Source organism: Streptomyces sp. NPDC051452 (assembly GCF_044454765.1).
Lineage (GTDB): Bacteria > Actinomycetota > Actinomycetes > Streptomycetales > Streptomycetaceae > Streptomyces.
In genome coordinates this window covers 350541-366329 of sequence record NZ_JBITEB010000003.1, presented here as the reverse complement: position 1 = coordinate 366329, position 15789 = coordinate 350541, and the positions used below count along the sequence as shown (strand labels likewise).

The window sequence follows — 15789 nt, the reverse complement described above, 5'->3', positions numbered from 1 at the left end:
GCGTCACTTCACCGCGACCTGGGAGATGTCCAGCACGCCGGTCCAGTCGCTGATGACGACGTTCTTGACGTCCGAGCCGTACAGGCGCTTGTAGACGGGGTGGAACAGCGGCACGACGAGGGCCTTCTCGCCGATCTTCTTGTCCAGTGCGCCCCATCGCTCGGCGGCCGCGCCGAGGTCGGTCAGCTTGTTGATCGCGTCGATCTCGTCGTTGACCGACTTGTCGTCGAGCAGGCCCGTGTTGAAGTTCGCTCCGTCCTTGACGATCTGCCGGCCGTCGAAGATCGGGGCGAGGAACGGACCGCCGGAGGGCCAGTCGGCACCCCAGTGCGCCAGGAAGAAGCCCGGCTCGGTCTTGACGCTGTGGATCCGGTCCTTGTAGTCGTTGTCCTCCAGACCCTGGAGCCTGACGGTGATACCGGCCTTCTTCAGCGCGTCCTGGACGGCGGTGGCGATCTCCGGGCTGGTCTCGAAGTCCTTGTTGTTGGAGTGCGTCAGGGTGATGGTGAGCCCGTTCTTGAAGCCGGCCTCCTTCAGCAGCTCCCTGGCCTTCGCCGGGTTGCCGGACCTGCCCGCCGGGAACGGGTCCGAGGGCGTGTAGCCGAAGGACTTCTGGTTCGGCAGGAAGGTGGTGGCGGGCTCGGCGAGCGCGCTGCCGCCGGCCGCGTTGACCACGGAGGACCGGTCGATGGCGTAGGAGATCGCCTGACGCACCCTGGGGTCGTCGAAAGGCTTCACCTTCGGGTTGAACGCGATGTAGTTCGTGTAGCCGAAGTGGCCGGTGCCCACGCGCGCGGCCAGCGCCTTGTCACCGCCGACCTTCGCCAGCTCGGCCGGGCCGAGGTTGGTGTCCGTGGTGACGGCGGCGGCGTCCGCTCCCTGGGACGCGGACAGCCGCTGGTTGATCACGGAGGAGTCGAGGCCGGAGCGGACGTCGATCGTGTCCGGGTAGGCCTTGCGCTCGGCGTCGACGGCGGTCGACCAGTGGGTGTTGCGCGCCAGGACGATGTGCTCGCCGTCGTTCTCGTTCTTGACGACCTTGTACGGGCCGGACGAGACGGGGTGCGACTCGTACTTGGTGCCGGTGTCCTTGGCCTTGGGCACCGGGGTGAACTGGGTCTGCGTGGCGAGGTACGGGAACTCGCCCTCGGGCTTGTTCAGGTGGAAGACGATGGTCCGGGCGTCCGGCGTCTCGATCGCGGACAGCCCCTTCTTGTCCTTGTACGGGCCCTGGTAGTCGGCGGCACCGACCAGCCAGTCCCGCAGATAGGGGGCGCCGCCGGAGAGTTCGGCGGCGAAGGAGCGCTCGACGCCGTACTTGATGTCGGCGGAGGTGATCGGCGTGCCGTCCTCGTACGCGAGCCCCTTCTTCAGGGTGTACGTCCACACGGTCGCGTCCTTGTTGGGCCGGCCGGTGTCGGTGGCGAGGTCCGGGACGACCTTGGCGCCGGCCTCGCCGTTCTCGCGGTTGCGCGTGGTGAGGGTGCGGAAGACGAGGGAGGGAACGTTTCCGCCGCCGGAGGTGTAGAGGCGGGCCGGGTCGAAGTCGGACTGCGGCTCGGCGTTCAGCACGTGGAGCGTGCCGCCCTTGTGGGGCACCGAGTCGCCACCGGAACCCTTGGCATCGTTGTCCTTCGGACCGCAGGCGGCGGCGCCCGCTGCCACGACCAGGCTGACGGATGCCGCGGCCACGCGGCGCGCTCTGAGGGACGGTTGACGCATCGGAATGACGACCTCTCGGGGAGCCGATCGAGGATTTCTCGAAGGGTGAGACGTGTGAACGAGGAATGAGACGGCTGCGGACAGACGTCGGCCCCGGCGCCGGGTCGTCGAAAAGTCCGTGACACGGGTCACGGACAACAGAAGAGAAAAGGTCGCGACGCGAACGCCAGGAGGCGGCGTCAGCGACAGTGGATGTCGGCCACGCAGAGTGCGGTCACACCGATGAGCGCCAGCTCGATGGCGGCGCTGTCGGAGACGGCGTGACTAGACCACATGCGCAGAAATATGAACGAACTCGCGGCTCATGTCAATGTGACATAAGCGGCCCCTGTCAACTCCCGGGATAGGGCCACGGGTTGGGCAGGCAGTGGATTCCGTCGTGGTCGAGGAACTTGGTCTGCTGCTGCATGACGGGAGCGAGCTCGCCGTCCTTCTGGCACGTCACATGGTTGTGGCCGAGGCGATGGCCGACCTCGTGATTGATGAGCATCTGCCGGTACGCGACCATTTTGTCCCCGTACGTCTTGCTGCCCTGCGCCCATCGATAGGCGTTGATCATCACGCGCTCGGTGGCGGCCGAGTCGCAGGAGACGTTGTCCTCCGTGGTGTCCAGGCCGGACTTGGCACACCACTCGGCGGTGGTGCCCGGGCTGGCGAGGGTGATCACGAAGTCGGGTTTGCCGGAGGAGACGCGCTCGAAGGTACGGACGCCGCCGTGGCCCCAGCTGCGGTCGTCGTTCAGCGTCTTCTGCACGGCCTCGGCGAACAGCTCGCCGTCCAGCGCCAGTCCCCGTTCGACGTCGACCCGGTAGCGGTACTTCTGCCCGGTCCCGGGCGCCTTGGCGAAGCCGGGCACGGTCTCGAACTTGCCCGAGCCCTTCAGCGTGGCGCCGAGCGGGTACTTCCTGCCCATCTTCTGCTCGTACGTCAGCGACGCCGCGCGCTGCGGAGCCGAGGGCGCCACTCCACCCACGGCACGCGCGCCGCGGGTCTGTCCGGCATCGGCTCCGAACCCGGCCCGCGCGGCGTCGCCGTCCCGGCTGTCGGCCACCTGCCCGGCGACGATCACCGCGAGCACGGTGGTGACGGCCGCCGCGGCGACGCCGGCGAAGGCGCGCCCCTTGCCGCCGCCCCGCTGCGCGGGCACGCGTGTGTCGTCCGTCCCGGGCGTACCGGCCTGTCGCTCCTCGGTGGCCGGTGCCTCCTCGGCAGGGCGCCCACGGTCCGCGCGGGAGGCGGAGACGTCCGCGTCCTCGGCGGCCTCGCCCGCGCCCTCGAAGGCGTCCAGGTAATCCTGCCGGGGCCCTGAGCGTCGTCCGGAACCGCCGGCTCGGCCTCCCTGCCGTTGCCGGGGCAGCGTGGCGCCGGTCCCCGCCCCGCCCTCGGCCGGCCCGCCGAGGGTCCCCCAGCCACCGCCCGCCTCCCGCTGTTCGGGGTGCCCGCCACGGGCCGGACCACCCTCGGTGAGCCGGGGCACACCGTGGGCGGGAGTGCCATCCGAGGCCCGGGCCGAGCCCCGGTCGGGGGTGCCGTCGGGACGCTCCGCCTCGCGCGGGTGCCCCTCGCGCGGATACCCCTCGCGCGGATGCCCCCCTCGCGGAGATCCCGGAGCGGACCTCTGGGAAGACCCCGGCGCGGACGGGTCGGCGGGAGCACCCGGAACCCGCGGACCGCCCGGAGCACCCGGAGCGCCCGGACGGCGCCCGTCACCGGGGGGCCGGGAGCCGCCCGGATTCCCGGAGCCGGCCGCACCCTCCCGGTTCGACGGCGCGGGCTGCGGTCCGCTCCGCTGTCCCGGTATCTCCCGGCCATCGCCGGAAGGGGTGCCGAGCCGGCGCGCGCGCTGTGCGGTTATGTCCGCGGAGTCGTCCTTCGGAACGGGTCCACGGCGGCTGTGACGTCCCACCCCTGCCCTCAGCTCCCCGCGCCGGTGACGGTGGCGTCCTCGGCGGTGCCGCGCGGACCGGCGTCCGCGGGTCTGCCCGCGTCCCGCCCGGTCGCTTCCCGCTCGGTCAAGTCGTCCACCTCCGTCAGGAGTTCCCGGAAAGCCCTGGCGACCACGTCCGGGTACTCCATCATCGCCACGTGCCCCGCGTCCGGCAGGGACAGCAGGCGGGAGTCCCGGAAGGCTCGGGCGGCCTTGCGGGCCATCCGGAAGCCGACCAGCTGGTCGCGGCCGCCGTAGACCAACAGGACCGGCGCGAGGACGCGTTCGGCCTGGCGCCACAGCCCGTGCTGGCCGCCGAGCGTGTAGGCATTGACGATACCTCGCGCGGAACGCGTCATCGCGTCCCAGAAGTACGGCAGTTGGAGCCGCCGGTCCAGCTCCTCGACGGCATGCTGGAGCGCCTCAGGCGACACCCGCCCCGGGTCGCCGTAGCAGAGCGCCATGACCCCGCGCACCCGCTGCTCGGCCGTCCACTCCTGGGTGAACCGGGTGAACAGGGCGGCGACACCGGGCACGCCGAGCAGCCCGGTCGGTACCGCGGAGCGCTGGATACGCAGCTCGGGCAGCGCCGGCGACACGAGCGTGAGCGTGCGGACGAGGTCGGGGCGTACGGCGGCCACGCGCGTGGCGACCGCGCCGCCGAGCGAGTTACCGAAGAGATGGACCGGGCCGCGGCCGGCCGCGTCGAGAAGGCGGATCACCGCGCGGGCGTGGCCGGTGACGGAGTAGTCGCCGTCGTCCGGGGGCGGGGAGTCGCCGAAGCCGGGCAGATCGACGGCCTCGCCGTCGACCACGCCGTCCAGCTCGGCCATCAGCAACGACCAGTTCTGCGAGGAACCGCCGAGGCCGTGCACGAACAGCGCGGGCGGCAGTCCCTCGCGCGCGGGGGTCCGGGAACGGATCGTCAGGGTGACGCCGGGCAAGCCCACGGACCGCAGCCGCTCGCCCTCGCCGACCCGGACGGGCGCCACCCGGGGAAGCACACTGGCGGCCGAGACGGACGGCGATTCGGTCGAAGACATGTGGCAATGTTACGAGGTGATCACGCCGGAACCCGTGTGTTCGCCGTCACAGCACACCCTTCATCCGGCCTCAGGGGCCACTCAGGCCTCATTCCCAGGGGCCCCAGGGGTCACTCCCGGCGCGTTTCCCGTGGTCCACGTGTCACTCCCGACCCGTTTCCCGTGAGCCCGGGCGGCACTCACGGCTCGGTTCCGGCAGGCGCCTGACGTCATGTGAGTTCGGCGACGTGGGCCCGGGCGTGTGTGAACCACGGCCGAGTGGTGAACCGGACAGCCGACGGACGCGATGGCATGGCGTCCGCATCAGCCGTCTCCTAGGCTCGTACAGAGGGCACCCTCGCGTGGCTTCTGCTGCTTCCAGGGACGTTCGTAGGAAGGGAGCCCACCATGGCCTATGACCCCACCGAGCCCGACGCGGTCGAGGATCTGGAGCCCGAAGCGGTCACCGAGATCGACGTCGAGGCCCCCGAGGTGGACGCCGCCGAGCAGCACGCCGACGTCGCGCCGGTCCGTGACGACCCGCTGACCGAGGTGGATCCCGGGCAGGCGAACGTCGCCGACCAGGTGGAACAGGCACGCGTCGTCTCACTGGACGAGGACGATTACCGCTGACCTCGCGGGACCGTTCCGCGCGCCGTGGCCGCGCGAGGACCGCTGTGCGGCTTTCGCGGCGGTCCGGTACGTGAAATTCTGCGTTCGCACCGCGCACATGTGGGTTACCGAAAAGTACGATGGCCGCGCGGTCGACACCGCATGTGGACGACATTGGGAGGCGGCGTGACAGCCATCGAGCAGACTGAGGCAGCACGCCCGCGTGGCACACGACTGCCGCGCCGAGCCCGACGGAACCAGCTGCTGGGCGCCGCCCAGGAGGTCTTCGTCGCACAGGGCTACCACGCGGCGGCGATGGACGACATCGCCGAGCGGGCCGGTGTGAGCAAGCCGGTGCTCTACCAGCACTTCCCCGGCAAGCTCGACCTCTACCTGGCCCTGCTGGACCAGCACTGCGAGTCGCTGATCCAGGCGGTGCGGAGCGCGCTCGCCTCGACGACCGACAACAAGCAGCGCGTGCGGGCGACCATGGACGCCTACTTCGCGTACGTCGAGGACGACGGCGGGGCCTTCCGGCTGGTCTTCGAATCGGACCTGACGAACGAGCCGGCGGTGCGTGAGCGCGTCGACAAGGTCACCAACGAGTGTGCCGAGGCGATCTGCGAGGTCATCGCCGAGGACACGGGTCTCTCGCGCGCGGAGTCGATGCTGCTCGCCTCCGGCCTCGGCGGCCTCGCCCAGGTCGTGGCCCGTTCCTGGCTGCACAGCGACCGCAGCGTCCCGCGCGACCAGGCGGTGCAGCTGCTGGCCTCGCTGGCCTGGCGGGGCATCGCCGGTTTCCCGCTGCACGGCAGCGAACACCACTGAGGACGCGTGGGGCCGTTCGTTCCGCCGGCTGTTCGCTGACGGCGTTCGGGCCCACAGCGTGTACGTCGCCTCACCGGGCTAATGTGTGCTGCGTACGGCGCGGAAGATCGCGCACATCACTGACCGTCGGAGGGACATAAGCCGTGGAGGTCAAGATCGGCGTGCAGCACGCGCCCCGCGAGATCGTGCTGGAGAGCGGTCAGAGCGTCGAGGAGGTCGAGCGCCTGGTGTCCGAGGCTCTGTCCGGCAAGACGCAGCTGCTGAGCCTCCAGGACGAGAAGGGCCGCAAGGTCCTGGTACCGACGGACCGTCTGGCGTACGTGGAGATCGGCGAGCCGACCGTGCGCAAGGTGGGTTTCGGCACGCTGTAGTCCGAAGTCGTGAAAGGGCCCGGCGGCCGTGTGCCGCCGGGCCCTTCCGCGTGCGCCGCGCACACGGAAGGAGCACGACTCCCCCACAGTCGATGATTGCAATCCGCAGGTCACGGGTATGACGGGCTACGACCGACAAGACCAGTCCGGCGGTGGGAGGGACCTCGCGATGATCCTGGAAGCACTCGGCTCCGCTGTGCTCGGACTCGTGCTCGCGTGGGCGGCCGCGCACCGCCTGTCGCACCGGTTGCCGAACCACCCGCTCGTGTACTCCACCGGCGTGGCCGGAGCCCTGTGCGGCGACTTCGTCACCCACAGCGCCCTGGGGACGGGCAGCGTGCTGCCGAGCGTCCTGGGCGCCGTGATCGTCTCCGCGGCGTCCCTGTCCCTGCTCCTGCGCCCGGCCCGAGGCCGGATGCGCCGATCAGCCACCGCGTAGCCGATCGGCCATCGCGTAACGGAAGGACCGCCGGCCCGGCTTACCGCGTAACCGGCGGACCCCCTGCCCGGCGCACCCTGCCCGGCGACCGCGCTGGCGGCCCGCGCCGCGCCGCCCGGACGGGCCCTAGGCGGCCAGGCCCAGCGCGGCCATCCGCTTGGTGTGCGCCTCGGTGATCCGCGAGAACATCCTGCCGACCTCCGCGAGATCGAAGCCGTCGGCCACACCGCCTACGAGCATCGTGGACAGCGCGTCCCGGTCGGCGACGACCCGCTGCGACTGCGACAGCGCCTCGCCCATCAGCCGCCGCGCCCACAGCGCCAGCCGGCCGCCCACCCGCGGATCGGCGTCGATCGCGGCCCGCACCTTCTCCACCGCGAACCCGGCGTGCCCGGTGTCGTCGAGCACCGCGAGCACCAGCTCGCGCGTGTCGACGTCCAGGCGGACCGCGACCTCGCGGTAGAAGTCACTCGCGATGGAGTCGCCGACGTAGGCCTTGACCAGGCCCTCCAGCCAGTCGGAGGGCGCCGTCTGCCGGTGGAAGCCGTCGAGCGCGGCGACGAAGGGATCCATGGCCGCCGTCGGCTCCTCGCCGATCTCGGTCAGCCGGTCGCGCAGCCGCTCGAAGTGGTGGAACTCGGCCGAGGCCATCTTCGCCAGCTCGGCCTTGTCCGCGAGGGTCGGCGCCAGCTTGGCGTCCTCGGCCAGCCGCTCGAACGCCGCCAGCTCCCCGTACGCCAGCGCTCCGAGCAGATCCACGACCGCGGCGCGGTACTGCGGCTCGGCGGCGGCGCGCGCCCAGTCCTGGGCGGCGACACCGGTCGGTTCGGCGGAGGCGGCGGACGCGTTCACAGCCTTGTCAGAGCTAGTCATGAGGCGCACAATAGCCCGCCTGACGATCCGTGGAAGGCCCTGGTCAAGCAGTGTGACCACGACTACGTGACCTATTCGGCCATCACATGTGCACGATTCCGGGGTATGGTGGTAATGCGCCTGCTGAGTGCGTCGACGCTGTTCGACGTGTCCGACGGGGTGCACGCATGAGGATGCCCGGTCGGTGGCCCGATCGGCTCCGACCTGACAGCCCTCCCTGGCCGTACGACGTCTCTGCGTACGACGACCGGAGGGACACCCTCAGCGGTACGAGCGCTAGAGCGTCGGCAGAGGTCCCGTGCTTTACGGCTGGCCCGAGTGGTTCGCCCGTATGGCAGCCGACGTCCCCGGCACGGTCCGTCAAAGACCCCCGCGCTCGCCTCGCACCGCGCCACACAGAAGAGGCATAACCCTGACTACGACGTTTCGAGATCTCGGAATCCTTCCCGAGACGGCCGAGGCCCTGGAGGCCGTCGGCATCATCAACCCCTTCCCCATCCAGGAGATGACGCTCCCCGTCGCCCTTTCCGGCTCGGACGTCATCGGCCAGGCCAAGACCGGCACCGGCAAGACGCTGGGCTTCGGCCTCCCGCTCCTCGAGCGCGTCACCGTCCCCGCCGACGTCGAGGCCGGACGCGCCGCTCCCGAGGCCCTCACCGAAGCGCCGCAGGCGCTCGTCGTCGTCCCCACGCGCGAGCTGTGCACGCAGGTCACCAACGACCTGCAGACCGCCGGCAAGGTCCGCAACGTGCGCGTGCTGGCGATCTACGGCGGCCGGGCCTACGAGCCCCAGGTAGAGGCCCTGAAGAAGGGCGTCGACGTGATCGTCGGCACCCCGGGCCGGCTGCTGGACCTGGCCGGGCAGAAGAAGCTCGACCTCAGCCACATCAAGAGCCTGGTCCTCGACGAGGCGGACGAGATGCTCGACCTGGGCTTCCTGCCCGACGTCGAGAAGATCATCAAGCTGCTGCCGGCCCGCCGCCAGACCATGCTTTTCTCGGCGACCATGCCGGGCGCGGTCATCGGCCTCGCCCGCCGCTACATGTCGCAGCCCACGCACATCCGTGCCACCGCGCCGGACGACGAGGGCGTGACGGTCGCGAACATCAAGCAGTTCGTCTACCGCGCGCACTCCATGGATAAGCCGGAGATGATCTCCCGCATCCTGCAGGCCGAGGGCCGCGGACTGGCGATGATCTTCTGCCGCACCAAGCGGACGGCCGCCGACATCGCCGAGCAGTTGCAGCGCCGGGGCTTCGCCTCCGGCGCGGTCCACGGCGACCTCGGCCAGGGCGCCCGCGAGCAGGCGCTGCGGGCCTTCCGCAACGGCAAGGTCGACGTCCTGGTCTGTACCGACGTCGCCGCGCGCGGCATCGACGTCGAGGGCGTGACCCACGTCGTCAACTACCAGTCCCCCGAGGACGAGAAGACGTATCTGCACCGGGTCGGCCGCACCGGCCGCGCGGGCGCCAAGGGTACGGCGATCACGTTCGTCGACTGGGACGACATCCCGCGCTGGCAGCTGATCAACAAGGCGCTGCAGCTGGACTTCAACGACCCGGTGGAGACGTACTCGAGCTCGCCGCACCTGTTCTCGGACCTCGGCATCCCCGCGGGCACCAAGGGCACCCTGCCGCGCTCGGAGCGGACCCGCGCGGGTCTGGCCGCGGAGCAGGTGGAGGACCTGGGCGAGACCGGTGGGCGCGGCGCCCGCGGCCGCGGCGACCGTCGCGGTCACGGCGAGCGTGCCGAGGCCGCCCCGTCCGAGCGCGAGCGTCCGGCCCGTACGCCGCGCCGTCGCCGCCGTACGCGCGGCGGCACCACGCTGGACGCCTCCGCCGCCACGGCCCCGACCGTCGAGTCCGGCGCCGAGGAGGCGACGGAGTCCCGTACGCCGCGCCGCCGTCGCCGCACCCGTGGCGCGGGCACGGCGGAGGCGGTGTCGGCCGCCACGGCACCCGTGACCGCCGAGGCGCCCGTGATCGCCGAGCCCGTCGAGGCCGTCGTTGAGTCGGTGGACACCGCACAGGGTCCGGCCGCGCCGGACGCTCCGGCCAGGCCGCGTCGCCGTACCCGTAGGACGGCGGAGCGTCAGGCGCCGGAGACGGTCGTGGAGCCGGTGGCGGACAGCCCGGCCGCCGAGCCCGTGACCGAGTCCGCGCCCGTGACCGAACCGGTCGCGGAGGCGGGGCCGCGCCGTCGCACTCGCAAGGCGGCCGAACCGGCCGCTCCGGCCGAGGCCGCGGTGGACACCGCCGAGGCCGCGGAGGCCAAGCCGCGCCGGCGTACGCGCAAGGCTGCGGAGCCGGTGGCCGAGGCGCCCGCCGTGGCCGAGGCCCCGGTCGTGGAGGAAGCCGCCCCGGCGACCAAGCCGCGCCGCACCCGCAAGACCGCGGCAGCCCCCGAGGCCGTCGCGGAGGTCGCGGAGGTCGCGGAGACCAAGCCGCGTCGCACCCGGAAGACCGCGGAGACCGCGGCAGCCGCCGAGGCCACCACGGAGGTCGCGGAGGCCAAGCCGCGCCGCACGCGGAAGACGGCGGCAGCCGCCGAGACCGCCACGGAGGTCGCGGAGGTCGCGGAGACCAAGCCCCGCCGCACCCGCAAGACCGCGGCAGCCCCGGCGGCCGTCGCGGATACCGCGGAGGCCGTAGAGGCCAAGCCCCGCCGCACCCGGAAGACGGCCGCCACCGCGGCCGCCACCGAGGCGCCCGAGGCGGAGGCCAAGCCGCGCCGCACCCGCAAGACCGCGGTGGCCGCCGAGACCGCCACGGAGGTCACGGAGGTCGCGGAGACCAAGCCCCGCCGCACCCGCAAGACCGCGGCCGCCCCGGCGGACGTGGCCGAGGGGACCGAGCCGGCCGCCGCTCCCAAGGCTCGGCGCACCCGTAAGGCCGTCGCGGCCGCTCCGGAGATTCCGGCGCAGGCCACCGACGAGCCGGAGGTCAAGCCGCGCCGCCGTGCCCGCAAGGCGACGGCGGCCGTGGAAGCCTCCGAGGCCTGATCCGGCCCCACGGCAGCGGTAGCACCGTCAGCCGCCGATGGCCCGGTCCCCACCCGATGGGGGCCGGGCCATCGGCGTTCCTGCGACAGCCGCCCGCGCCGATCGCCCCGCCCGGACCACCCCGCACACCACCCGCGCGCCCCTGCGCCCTCTTCAGCGCCCCTCCCCATCCCCCGATAACCTCTCCCCATGAGCAGGCCCGCCACCTTTCTCCCGCCCCCCGGCGCTCGCGCCTACTCCTTGCGGACGGCGCGTGGGGAGTTCGCCGTCGTAGACGCCCCGGTGGCCTCCGGAGTCGAGCCCCGGGGTGTGGCGCTGCTGCTGCCGGGATTCACCGGCAGCAAGGAGGACTTCAACCAGCTGCATGTGCCGCTGGCGGAGCGCGGATACCGGACCGTGGCCGTGGACGGGCGCGGACAGTTCGAGTCGGACGGCCCGGAGTCGGACGAATCGGCTTACGCGCAGGAGGAGTTGGCGCGTGATGTGCTCGCGCAGGCCGAGGCGCTCGGGCAGCCGGTGCATCTGCTGGGGCACTCCCTGGGCGGCCAGATCGCGCGCGCGGCGGTGCTGCTCGACCGCTCGCCCTTCCGGTCGCTCACCCTCATGGCCTCCGGTCCGGCGCAGATCTCGGTGTCCCAGCAGAAGCGGGTGAAGCTGCTGCGGGACGCGCTCACGGTGATGAGCATGGCCGAGGTGTGGGCGGCGATCCAGGCGATGGAGCCGCCGGAGGAGACCGACACGCCCTCGCTCGACGGCGGCCTGGACGACCGGAACGATCTGCGGCGCCGCTGGCTGAGCACCAGGCCCGCCCAACTCCTGGCCACCGGGCTTCAGTTGTGTACGGAGCCGGACCGGGTCGCCGAACTGGCCGCGCTGTCCATGCCGTTCCACGTACTGTCGGGCTCACAGGACGACACCTGGCCGCTGCCCCTGCTCGACGACATGGCGCTACGGCTCGGGGCGCGGCGGACGGTCGTCGAGGGCGCCGAGCACTCCCCCAACACCGACCGCCCGCTCGCGACGGCCCGCGCGATCGCCGGATTCTGGGACGAGGACGCGGGGCCTGACGCGCGGCGCCCCCGATCCCGGCCGGCCTGATCCCGAGGAAAGCCCTAGTACTGCGACTGCAGGTGGTCCCAGAAGCCGTCCCTGAGGGAGCGGCGCAGGTCGGCCTGGCCGCGCAGGGAGTACTGGAGCAGGCCCTCGGCCTCGACCAGCAGGTCCTGGTCGACGGAGCCTGGCAGGTAGGGGTGGCCCGGGAGCAGTTCGCCCATCGCCTCGCGGCCCCGGGAGGCCAGCCACTTCGCCGCGATCTGGGCGCCGACGAAGCGGACGTCGTCCCGGGTGGGGCGGGTGCCGGCGTTGGCCTCGTAGGCGGCGGCCGTGCGCCGGGTGACGTAGGGCTTGAAGAACTCCAGGTCGAAGGTGCGCTGGCTGTCGACCTCCCAGAGCAGCGGCTCGGCCTGGTTGCGGCCCTCGGGCGCCTCGATGCCCCAGAGGTGGACGCGGGCTCCGTACCCCTGCGCCGCCTCGACCGCCGAGACCAGGTCCTCGTCACCGCCGAGCAGGGCGGCGTCGCTGATCGCGCGATGCCGGGCGAGGGACTCCAGGTCGGAGCGGATCAGGGAGTCGACGCCCTTCTGCTGGTTGTTGGCGTTGAGGTTGCCGAGGCGGACCTTGACGTCGGGGAGTTCGGCGATGGTCTGCTGCTCGGCGGTGTGGATGCGGCGGCGGGCGCCGTCGTACCAGTAGACGCGCAGCAGACGGCTGTCCGCGAAGATCGTGCGGGCCTTGTCGATCAGGGCGTCGATGAGGCCCTCGGCGTCGAGGTCGAAGGCCCGGCGGTCCTCGGTGCCGGAGACCAGCCGCCCCGCGGCCGCGTAGAGGTACCCCGCGTCGACGAAGATCGCGTGGGTGGAGGGCGTCTTCGCCACTTCGGCGAGCATGCGTTCCAGCAGCTCGTTCGTGTGGTCGATGCGGGCGCCCACGGCGGCCAGGTCGTCGTTCATCGGGCCTATTGTCTCGTCGGTCACGCTGCGAACACAACCGGTCCCGGTGGGTCTCACAACCTCCGCTTACCGGTCAGTAATTAGTTGTTCGAAAAATTTATTTAGCGTAGGGAATGTTTGTAACAAGCAGCACGTTGACTACACAGAACACGGGATACACATCCCGTGCACACCAAGTAGTTCTCCGCAGGAGGATGACCAGACGAAGGGAGAAGCCCATGCGCTTCGAAATCATGCGACTCGACGAGGTCGACGGCACCACCGTGGACAGCACCGTCGTGGACGCCGCCTCCGTCAACAGGATCGTTCAACAGGCCGCCGCCATCGGACAGCGCCTGTGGATCCGCCCGGCCGAGACCCAGGCCTCGTAAACGGGCGCTGCCACTCAAGCTTTCCGGGGGTGCCGAGCCGACGCCGGCTCAGCTCCCCCGGATCACCTGAGTGACCCCGTTGATGATCTGCTGCACCGCGATCGCGGAGAGCATCATGCCGGCGAGCCGAGTCACGAGCACCACGCCGCCGTCCTTGATGACCCGAATGATCAGCAGCGAGTAACGCATCACCAGCCACAGCACGACGTGGATCGCGAGGATCGCGGACCACACCGAGACCTGCGTGGCCACGCTGCCGGCCTTCTGCACGGCCAGGATCACGGAGACGATGGCTCCGGGCCCCGCGAGCAGCGGCATGCCCAGCGGGACCAGGGCCACGTTGACGTCCTTGGTCTGCTTCGGCTCGTCGGTCTTGCCGGTGAGCAGGTCCAGCGCGATCAGCAGGAGCAGCAGACCGCCCGCGATCATCAGCGCCGGGACGGACACGTGCAGATAGTCGAGGATCTGGTGGCCCAGGACGCCGAAGACGGCGATGACCCCGCCCGCCACGCAGACGGCCTGGAAGGCCATCCGCTTCTGGACCTTCGCCGGACGTCCGGCGGTCAGGGCGAGGAAGATCGGGGTGATCCCCGGGGGATCCATGATGACGAAGAGGGTCAGGAACAGAGAGCCGAAGACGGCGATGTCGAACATGGTGCGCCTTGCATGATGGAGCCACCGCCGACGGCACCCGTCCGGCGGAGCGGACGCGCGTGCACGGCGGACGTGCGGAAGGAAGGGTGGAGGGGGGAAGAGCGAGGGGCGGGTCGTTCGGCCGGCGGACGCCGGATGCCGACCGTCAGATTCCGCCGGCGCCCGGGACGGGGAACGCGCCGGTGGCCCGTCGCGTGATCTCCCCGTAGACCTCGGGGTCGGTCGTGTACGCGCCCAGCGACACGGTCTTGCGGCTGCCGTGGTAGTCCGAGGAGCCCGTGACCAGCAGGTCCAGCTCCTCGGCGAGGCCGCGCAGCCGGGCCCGGGTGTCCGGGTCGTGGTCCATGTGGTCGACCTCGACGCCGTCGAGGCCCGCCGCCGCCATCTTGGCGATCGTGGCCTCGGGAACCGTACGACCGCGCTTGGCGGCGGCCGGATGCGCGAAGACCGTCACGCCGCCCGCGCCCTTGACCAGCCGGATCGCCTCGAAGGGGTCGGTCTCGTGCTTCGGCACATAGGCCCGGCCGCCGTCGGCGAGCCACTCCTCGGTGAACGCGTCACCCACGGTCGGCACGACGCCCAGCTCGACCAGTGCGGAGGCGACGTGCGGGCGCCCGACGGAACCGCCGGCGGCGATCCGCTCGACCTGCTCCCAGGTGACCGGCACGCCCAGCGCGTTCAGCTTGGCGACCATGCCCCGGGCGCGCGGCACCCGGTCGTCCCGGACCAGCTCACGCTCGGCGAGCAGGGCGGGCTCCTCGGGGTCGAAGAGGTAGGCCAGCAGATGCAGGGAGACTCCGTCGACCCGGCAGGACAGCTCGGCGCCGGTGACCAGGGTGAGACCGGCGGGCAGCGCGGCGATCGCCTCGGCATGGCCGCGGGTGGTGTCGTGATCGGTCAGGGCGACGACGTCCAGTCCGGCCGCGGCGGCGTTGCGCACCAGCTCGGCCGGGGTATCCGTACCGTCCGAGGCCGTGGAGTGACAGTGCAGATCGACGCGCACGGTGACTCCAGACGGGACGCTACGGCAGGGGGACACCTAAGGATAGCGGGGATTCGACCCCGCCCTGTCACACCCGCACCCAGGGAGCGCCCCCTACGGGCAACGCGGGCGACAGGACGACAGGAGGACGACGGACCGCGCCACCGGCCCCTCGGCGACCGGCGTGTCCGCTAAGGCTGAAGCAGGCGCGGCGACAACGCGCCGCAGGGCACCAGGTCCAGTTCCGCGCCCGCGTCCCGCAGATCCGTCAGCACCAGCTCGTCGTACATGAGCAGCCCCGCCTGTTCGGGCCAGATCACCGCCCACAGCCACATCCCGAGGGCCTCGCCGGCGAAGACCGCGCGGTCGTCCGGGGTGCGGTAGACGTGCCAGAGCGGGGTCGGGCGGCCGGCGGCCAGGAGCTTGGCCTGGGGTGGCTTCTCGACGTTCATGTACGACCCCGGGTCCGGGCCGTCGATGCCCGCGTACCGCGCGCCGAGGCCGACACCGAGTTCCTCGGCGACCAGGATCAGCTCGCCGGGACCGCCGAGCGGGCCGGGGCCCGAGCAGGCGACGGCGGTCGCGCGACCGCCACTTCGCTCGTCGCCCGCGTAGCGCACGCCGGTGAAGAGCCATCCGACCGGCAGCGGCCACGGCATCCACACCGGCACCTGGGTGTGACGCACGACGACGCCGAGGGCCTCGACGCTGGGCGGGATCACGGGCTGCAGGGGATACACCGGCCCGTGTACATCGCACTGCCACGAATCGGCGAAGAGTCCGGGAGCCCTGACCCGGCCACCGCACTTCGGGCAACTGGGTTCGCCCCTCATAGGGCTCCACGGTCCTACCCCTGCCGCGCCACGTCAAGGACGATCACCCGTCCGGGGGTGCCACCGACCAGGTGAAACTAGATGTACCTTGCATTAATTAGCACGGCTAACTTACTATGTGCATACACCAACTACTTGTTGCCCG

Annotated in this window: 16 protein-coding genes; 7 read left to right on the top strand and 9 right to left on the bottom strand. The window is 71.5% G+C overall.

Going from position 1 to position 15789, the window contains the following annotated elements:
- Positions 1–3: 3 nt before the first annotated feature.
- The 4 genes from ACIBA9_RS11075 to ACIBA9_RS11060 all read right to left on the bottom strand — a co-directional run bounded on the left by ACIBA9_RS11075 (position 4) and on the right by ACIBA9_RS11060 (position 4692).
- Positions 4–1722: an ABC transporter substrate-binding protein gene (locus tag ACIBA9_RS11075; RefSeq protein ID WP_399361759.1), complete on the bottom strand. Its 1719-nt coding sequence runs from the start codon at positions 1720–1722 to the stop codon at positions 4–6.
- 179 nt (positions 1723–1901) lie between these two features.
- On the bottom strand, positions 1902–1997 hold the full coding sequence (locus ACIBA9_RS11070; protein WP_317933593.1) for an Ms4533A family Cys-rich leader peptide: 96 nt from the start codon (positions 1995–1997) through the stop codon (positions 1902–1904).
- 56 nt (positions 1998–2053) lie between these two features.
- Positions 2054–3628 carry a DUF3152 domain-containing protein gene (locus ACIBA9_RS11065; RefSeq protein ID WP_399361756.1) on the bottom strand — a complete coding sequence of 525 codons (1575 nt, stop codon included), beginning with the start codon at positions 3626–3628 and terminating at the stop codon, positions 2054–2056.
- Between the two features lie 8 nt (positions 3629–3636).
- Positions 3637–4692, bottom strand: a complete 1056-nt coding sequence (locus ACIBA9_RS11060; protein WP_399361754.1) for an alpha/beta fold hydrolase — start codon at positions 4690–4692, stop codon at positions 3637–3639.
- A 387-nt stretch (positions 4693–5079) separates the two neighbouring features.
- Between ACIBA9_RS11060 and ACIBA9_RS11055 the strand changes: the two genes are divergently transcribed.
- The 4 genes from ACIBA9_RS11055 to ACIBA9_RS11040 all read left to right on the top strand — a co-directional run bounded on the left by ACIBA9_RS11055 (position 5080) and on the right by ACIBA9_RS11040 (position 6921).
- Complete coding sequence (locus ACIBA9_RS11055) at positions 5080–5304, top strand: hypothetical protein (protein ID WP_399361752.1); 225 nt, start codon at positions 5080–5082, stop codon at positions 5302–5304.
- Between the two features lie 165 nt (positions 5305–5469).
- Entirely contained in the window at positions 5470–6111 is a 642-nt protein-coding gene (locus ACIBA9_RS11050; RefSeq protein ID WP_362164773.1) for a TetR/AcrR family transcriptional regulator, read from the top strand.
- A 143-nt stretch (positions 6112–6254) separates the two neighbouring features.
- Entirely contained in the window at positions 6255–6482 is a 228-nt protein-coding gene (locus tag ACIBA9_RS11045) for a DUF3107 domain-containing protein (RefSeq protein WP_163010685.1), read from the top strand.
- Between the two features lie 169 nt (positions 6483–6651).
- A complete protein-coding gene (locus ACIBA9_RS11040; protein WP_399361750.1) occupies positions 6652–6921 on the top strand; it encodes a hypothetical protein in 270 nt (89 codons plus the stop codon).
- Between the two features lie 126 nt (positions 6922–7047).
- Here the strand turns inward: ACIBA9_RS11040 and ACIBA9_RS11035 are convergent, their stop codons facing one another.
- Positions 7048–7794, bottom strand: a complete 747-nt coding sequence (locus ACIBA9_RS11035; protein ID WP_399361748.1) for a ferritin-like fold-containing protein — start codon at positions 7792–7794, stop codon at positions 7048–7050.
- Positions 7795–8299: 505 nt separating this feature from the next.
- Between ACIBA9_RS11035 and ACIBA9_RS11030 the strand changes: the two genes are divergently transcribed.
- Positions 8300–10795 carry a DEAD/DEAH box helicase gene (locus ACIBA9_RS11030; RefSeq protein WP_399361746.1) on the top strand — a complete coding sequence of 832 codons (2496 nt, stop codon included), beginning with the start codon at positions 8300–8302 and terminating at the stop codon, positions 10793–10795.
- A 189-nt stretch (positions 10796–10984) separates the two neighbouring features.
- On the top strand, positions 10985–11893 hold the full coding sequence (locus ACIBA9_RS11025) for an alpha/beta fold hydrolase (protein WP_399361744.1): 909 nt from the start codon (positions 10985–10987) through the stop codon (positions 11891–11893).
- A 14-nt stretch (positions 11894–11907) separates the two neighbouring features.
- Here ACIBA9_RS11025 and ACIBA9_RS11020 read toward each other — a convergent pair whose 3' ends face one another.
- Positions 11908–12804: an NYN domain-containing protein gene (locus ACIBA9_RS11020; protein ID WP_362164784.1), complete on the bottom strand. Its 897-nt coding sequence runs from the start codon at positions 12802–12804 to the stop codon at positions 11908–11910.
- A 218-nt stretch (positions 12805–13022) separates the two neighbouring features.
- Between ACIBA9_RS11020 and ACIBA9_RS11015 the strand changes: the two genes are divergently transcribed.
- On the top strand, positions 13023–13175 hold the full coding sequence (locus ACIBA9_RS11015; RefSeq protein WP_099054875.1) for a hypothetical protein: 153 nt from the start codon (positions 13023–13025) through the stop codon (positions 13173–13175).
- Positions 13176–13223: 48 nt separating this feature from the next.
- On the opposite strand, the gene ACIBA9_RS11010 is transcribed toward ACIBA9_RS11015, so the two are convergent.
- The 3 genes from ACIBA9_RS11010 to ACIBA9_RS11000 form a co-directional block, all read right to left on the bottom strand.
- Positions 13224–13829 carry a MarC family protein gene (locus ACIBA9_RS11010; RefSeq protein ID WP_362164786.1) on the bottom strand — a complete coding sequence of 202 codons (606 nt, stop codon included), beginning with the start codon at positions 13827–13829 and terminating at the stop codon, positions 13224–13226.
- Positions 13830–13974: 145 nt separating this feature from the next.
- Complete coding sequence (locus ACIBA9_RS11005) at positions 13975–14832, bottom strand: PHP domain-containing protein (protein WP_399361741.1); 858 nt, start codon at positions 14830–14832, stop codon at positions 13975–13977.
- A 170-nt stretch (positions 14833–15002) separates the two neighbouring features.
- Positions 15003–15644, bottom strand: a complete 642-nt coding sequence (locus ACIBA9_RS11000; RefSeq protein ID WP_399361739.1) for a DUF6758 family protein — start codon at positions 15642–15644, stop codon at positions 15003–15005.
- Positions 15645–15789 lie beyond the last annotated feature (145 nt).

Bases quoted from the DNA above. Each gene is read 5' to 3' on its own strand.
- ACIBA9_RS11075 (WP_399361759.1), bottom strand. From the start codon at position 1,722: ATGCGTCAACCGTCCCTCAGAGCGCGCCGCGTGGCCGCGGCATCCGTC.
- ACIBA9_RS11070 (WP_317933593.1), bottom strand. From the start codon at position 1,997: ATGTGGTCTAGTCACGCCGTCTCCGACAGCGCCGCCATCGAGCTGGCG.
- ACIBA9_RS11060 (WP_399361754.1), bottom strand. From the start codon at position 4,692: ATGTCTTCGACCGAATCGCCGTCCGTCTCGGCCGCCAGTGTGCTTCCC.
- ACIBA9_RS11055 (WP_399361752.1), top strand. From the start codon at position 5,080: ATGGCCTATGACCCCACCGAGCCCGACGCGGTCGAGGATCTGGAGCCC.
- ACIBA9_RS11040 (WP_399361750.1), top strand. From the start codon at position 6,652: ATGATCCTGGAAGCACTCGGCTCCGCTGTGCTCGGACTCGTGCTCGCG.
- ACIBA9_RS11035 (WP_399361748.1), bottom strand. From the start codon at position 7,794: ATGACTAGCTCTGACAAGGCTGTGAACGCGTCCGCCGCCTCCGCCGAA.
- ACIBA9_RS11030 (WP_399361746.1), top strand. From the start codon at position 8,300: ATGACGCTCCCCGTCGCCCTTTCCGGCTCGGACGTCATCGGCCAGGCC.
- ACIBA9_RS11025 (WP_399361744.1), top strand. From the start codon at position 10,985: ATGAGCAGGCCCGCCACCTTTCTCCCGCCCCCCGGCGCTCGCGCCTAC.
- ACIBA9_RS11020 (WP_362164784.1), bottom strand. From the start codon at position 12,804: ATGAACGACGACCTGGCCGCCGTGGGCGCCCGCATCGACCACACGAAC.
- ACIBA9_RS11015 (WP_099054875.1), top strand. From the start codon at position 13,023: ATGCGCTTCGAAATCATGCGACTCGACGAGGTCGACGGCACCACCGTG.
- ACIBA9_RS11010 (WP_362164786.1), bottom strand. From the start codon at position 13,829: ATGTTCGACATCGCCGTCTTCGGCTCTCTGTTCCTGACCCTCTTCGTC.
- ACIBA9_RS11000 (WP_399361739.1), bottom strand. From the start codon at position 15,644: ATGAGGGGCGAACCCAGTTGCCCGAAGTGCGGTGGCCGGGTCAGGGCT.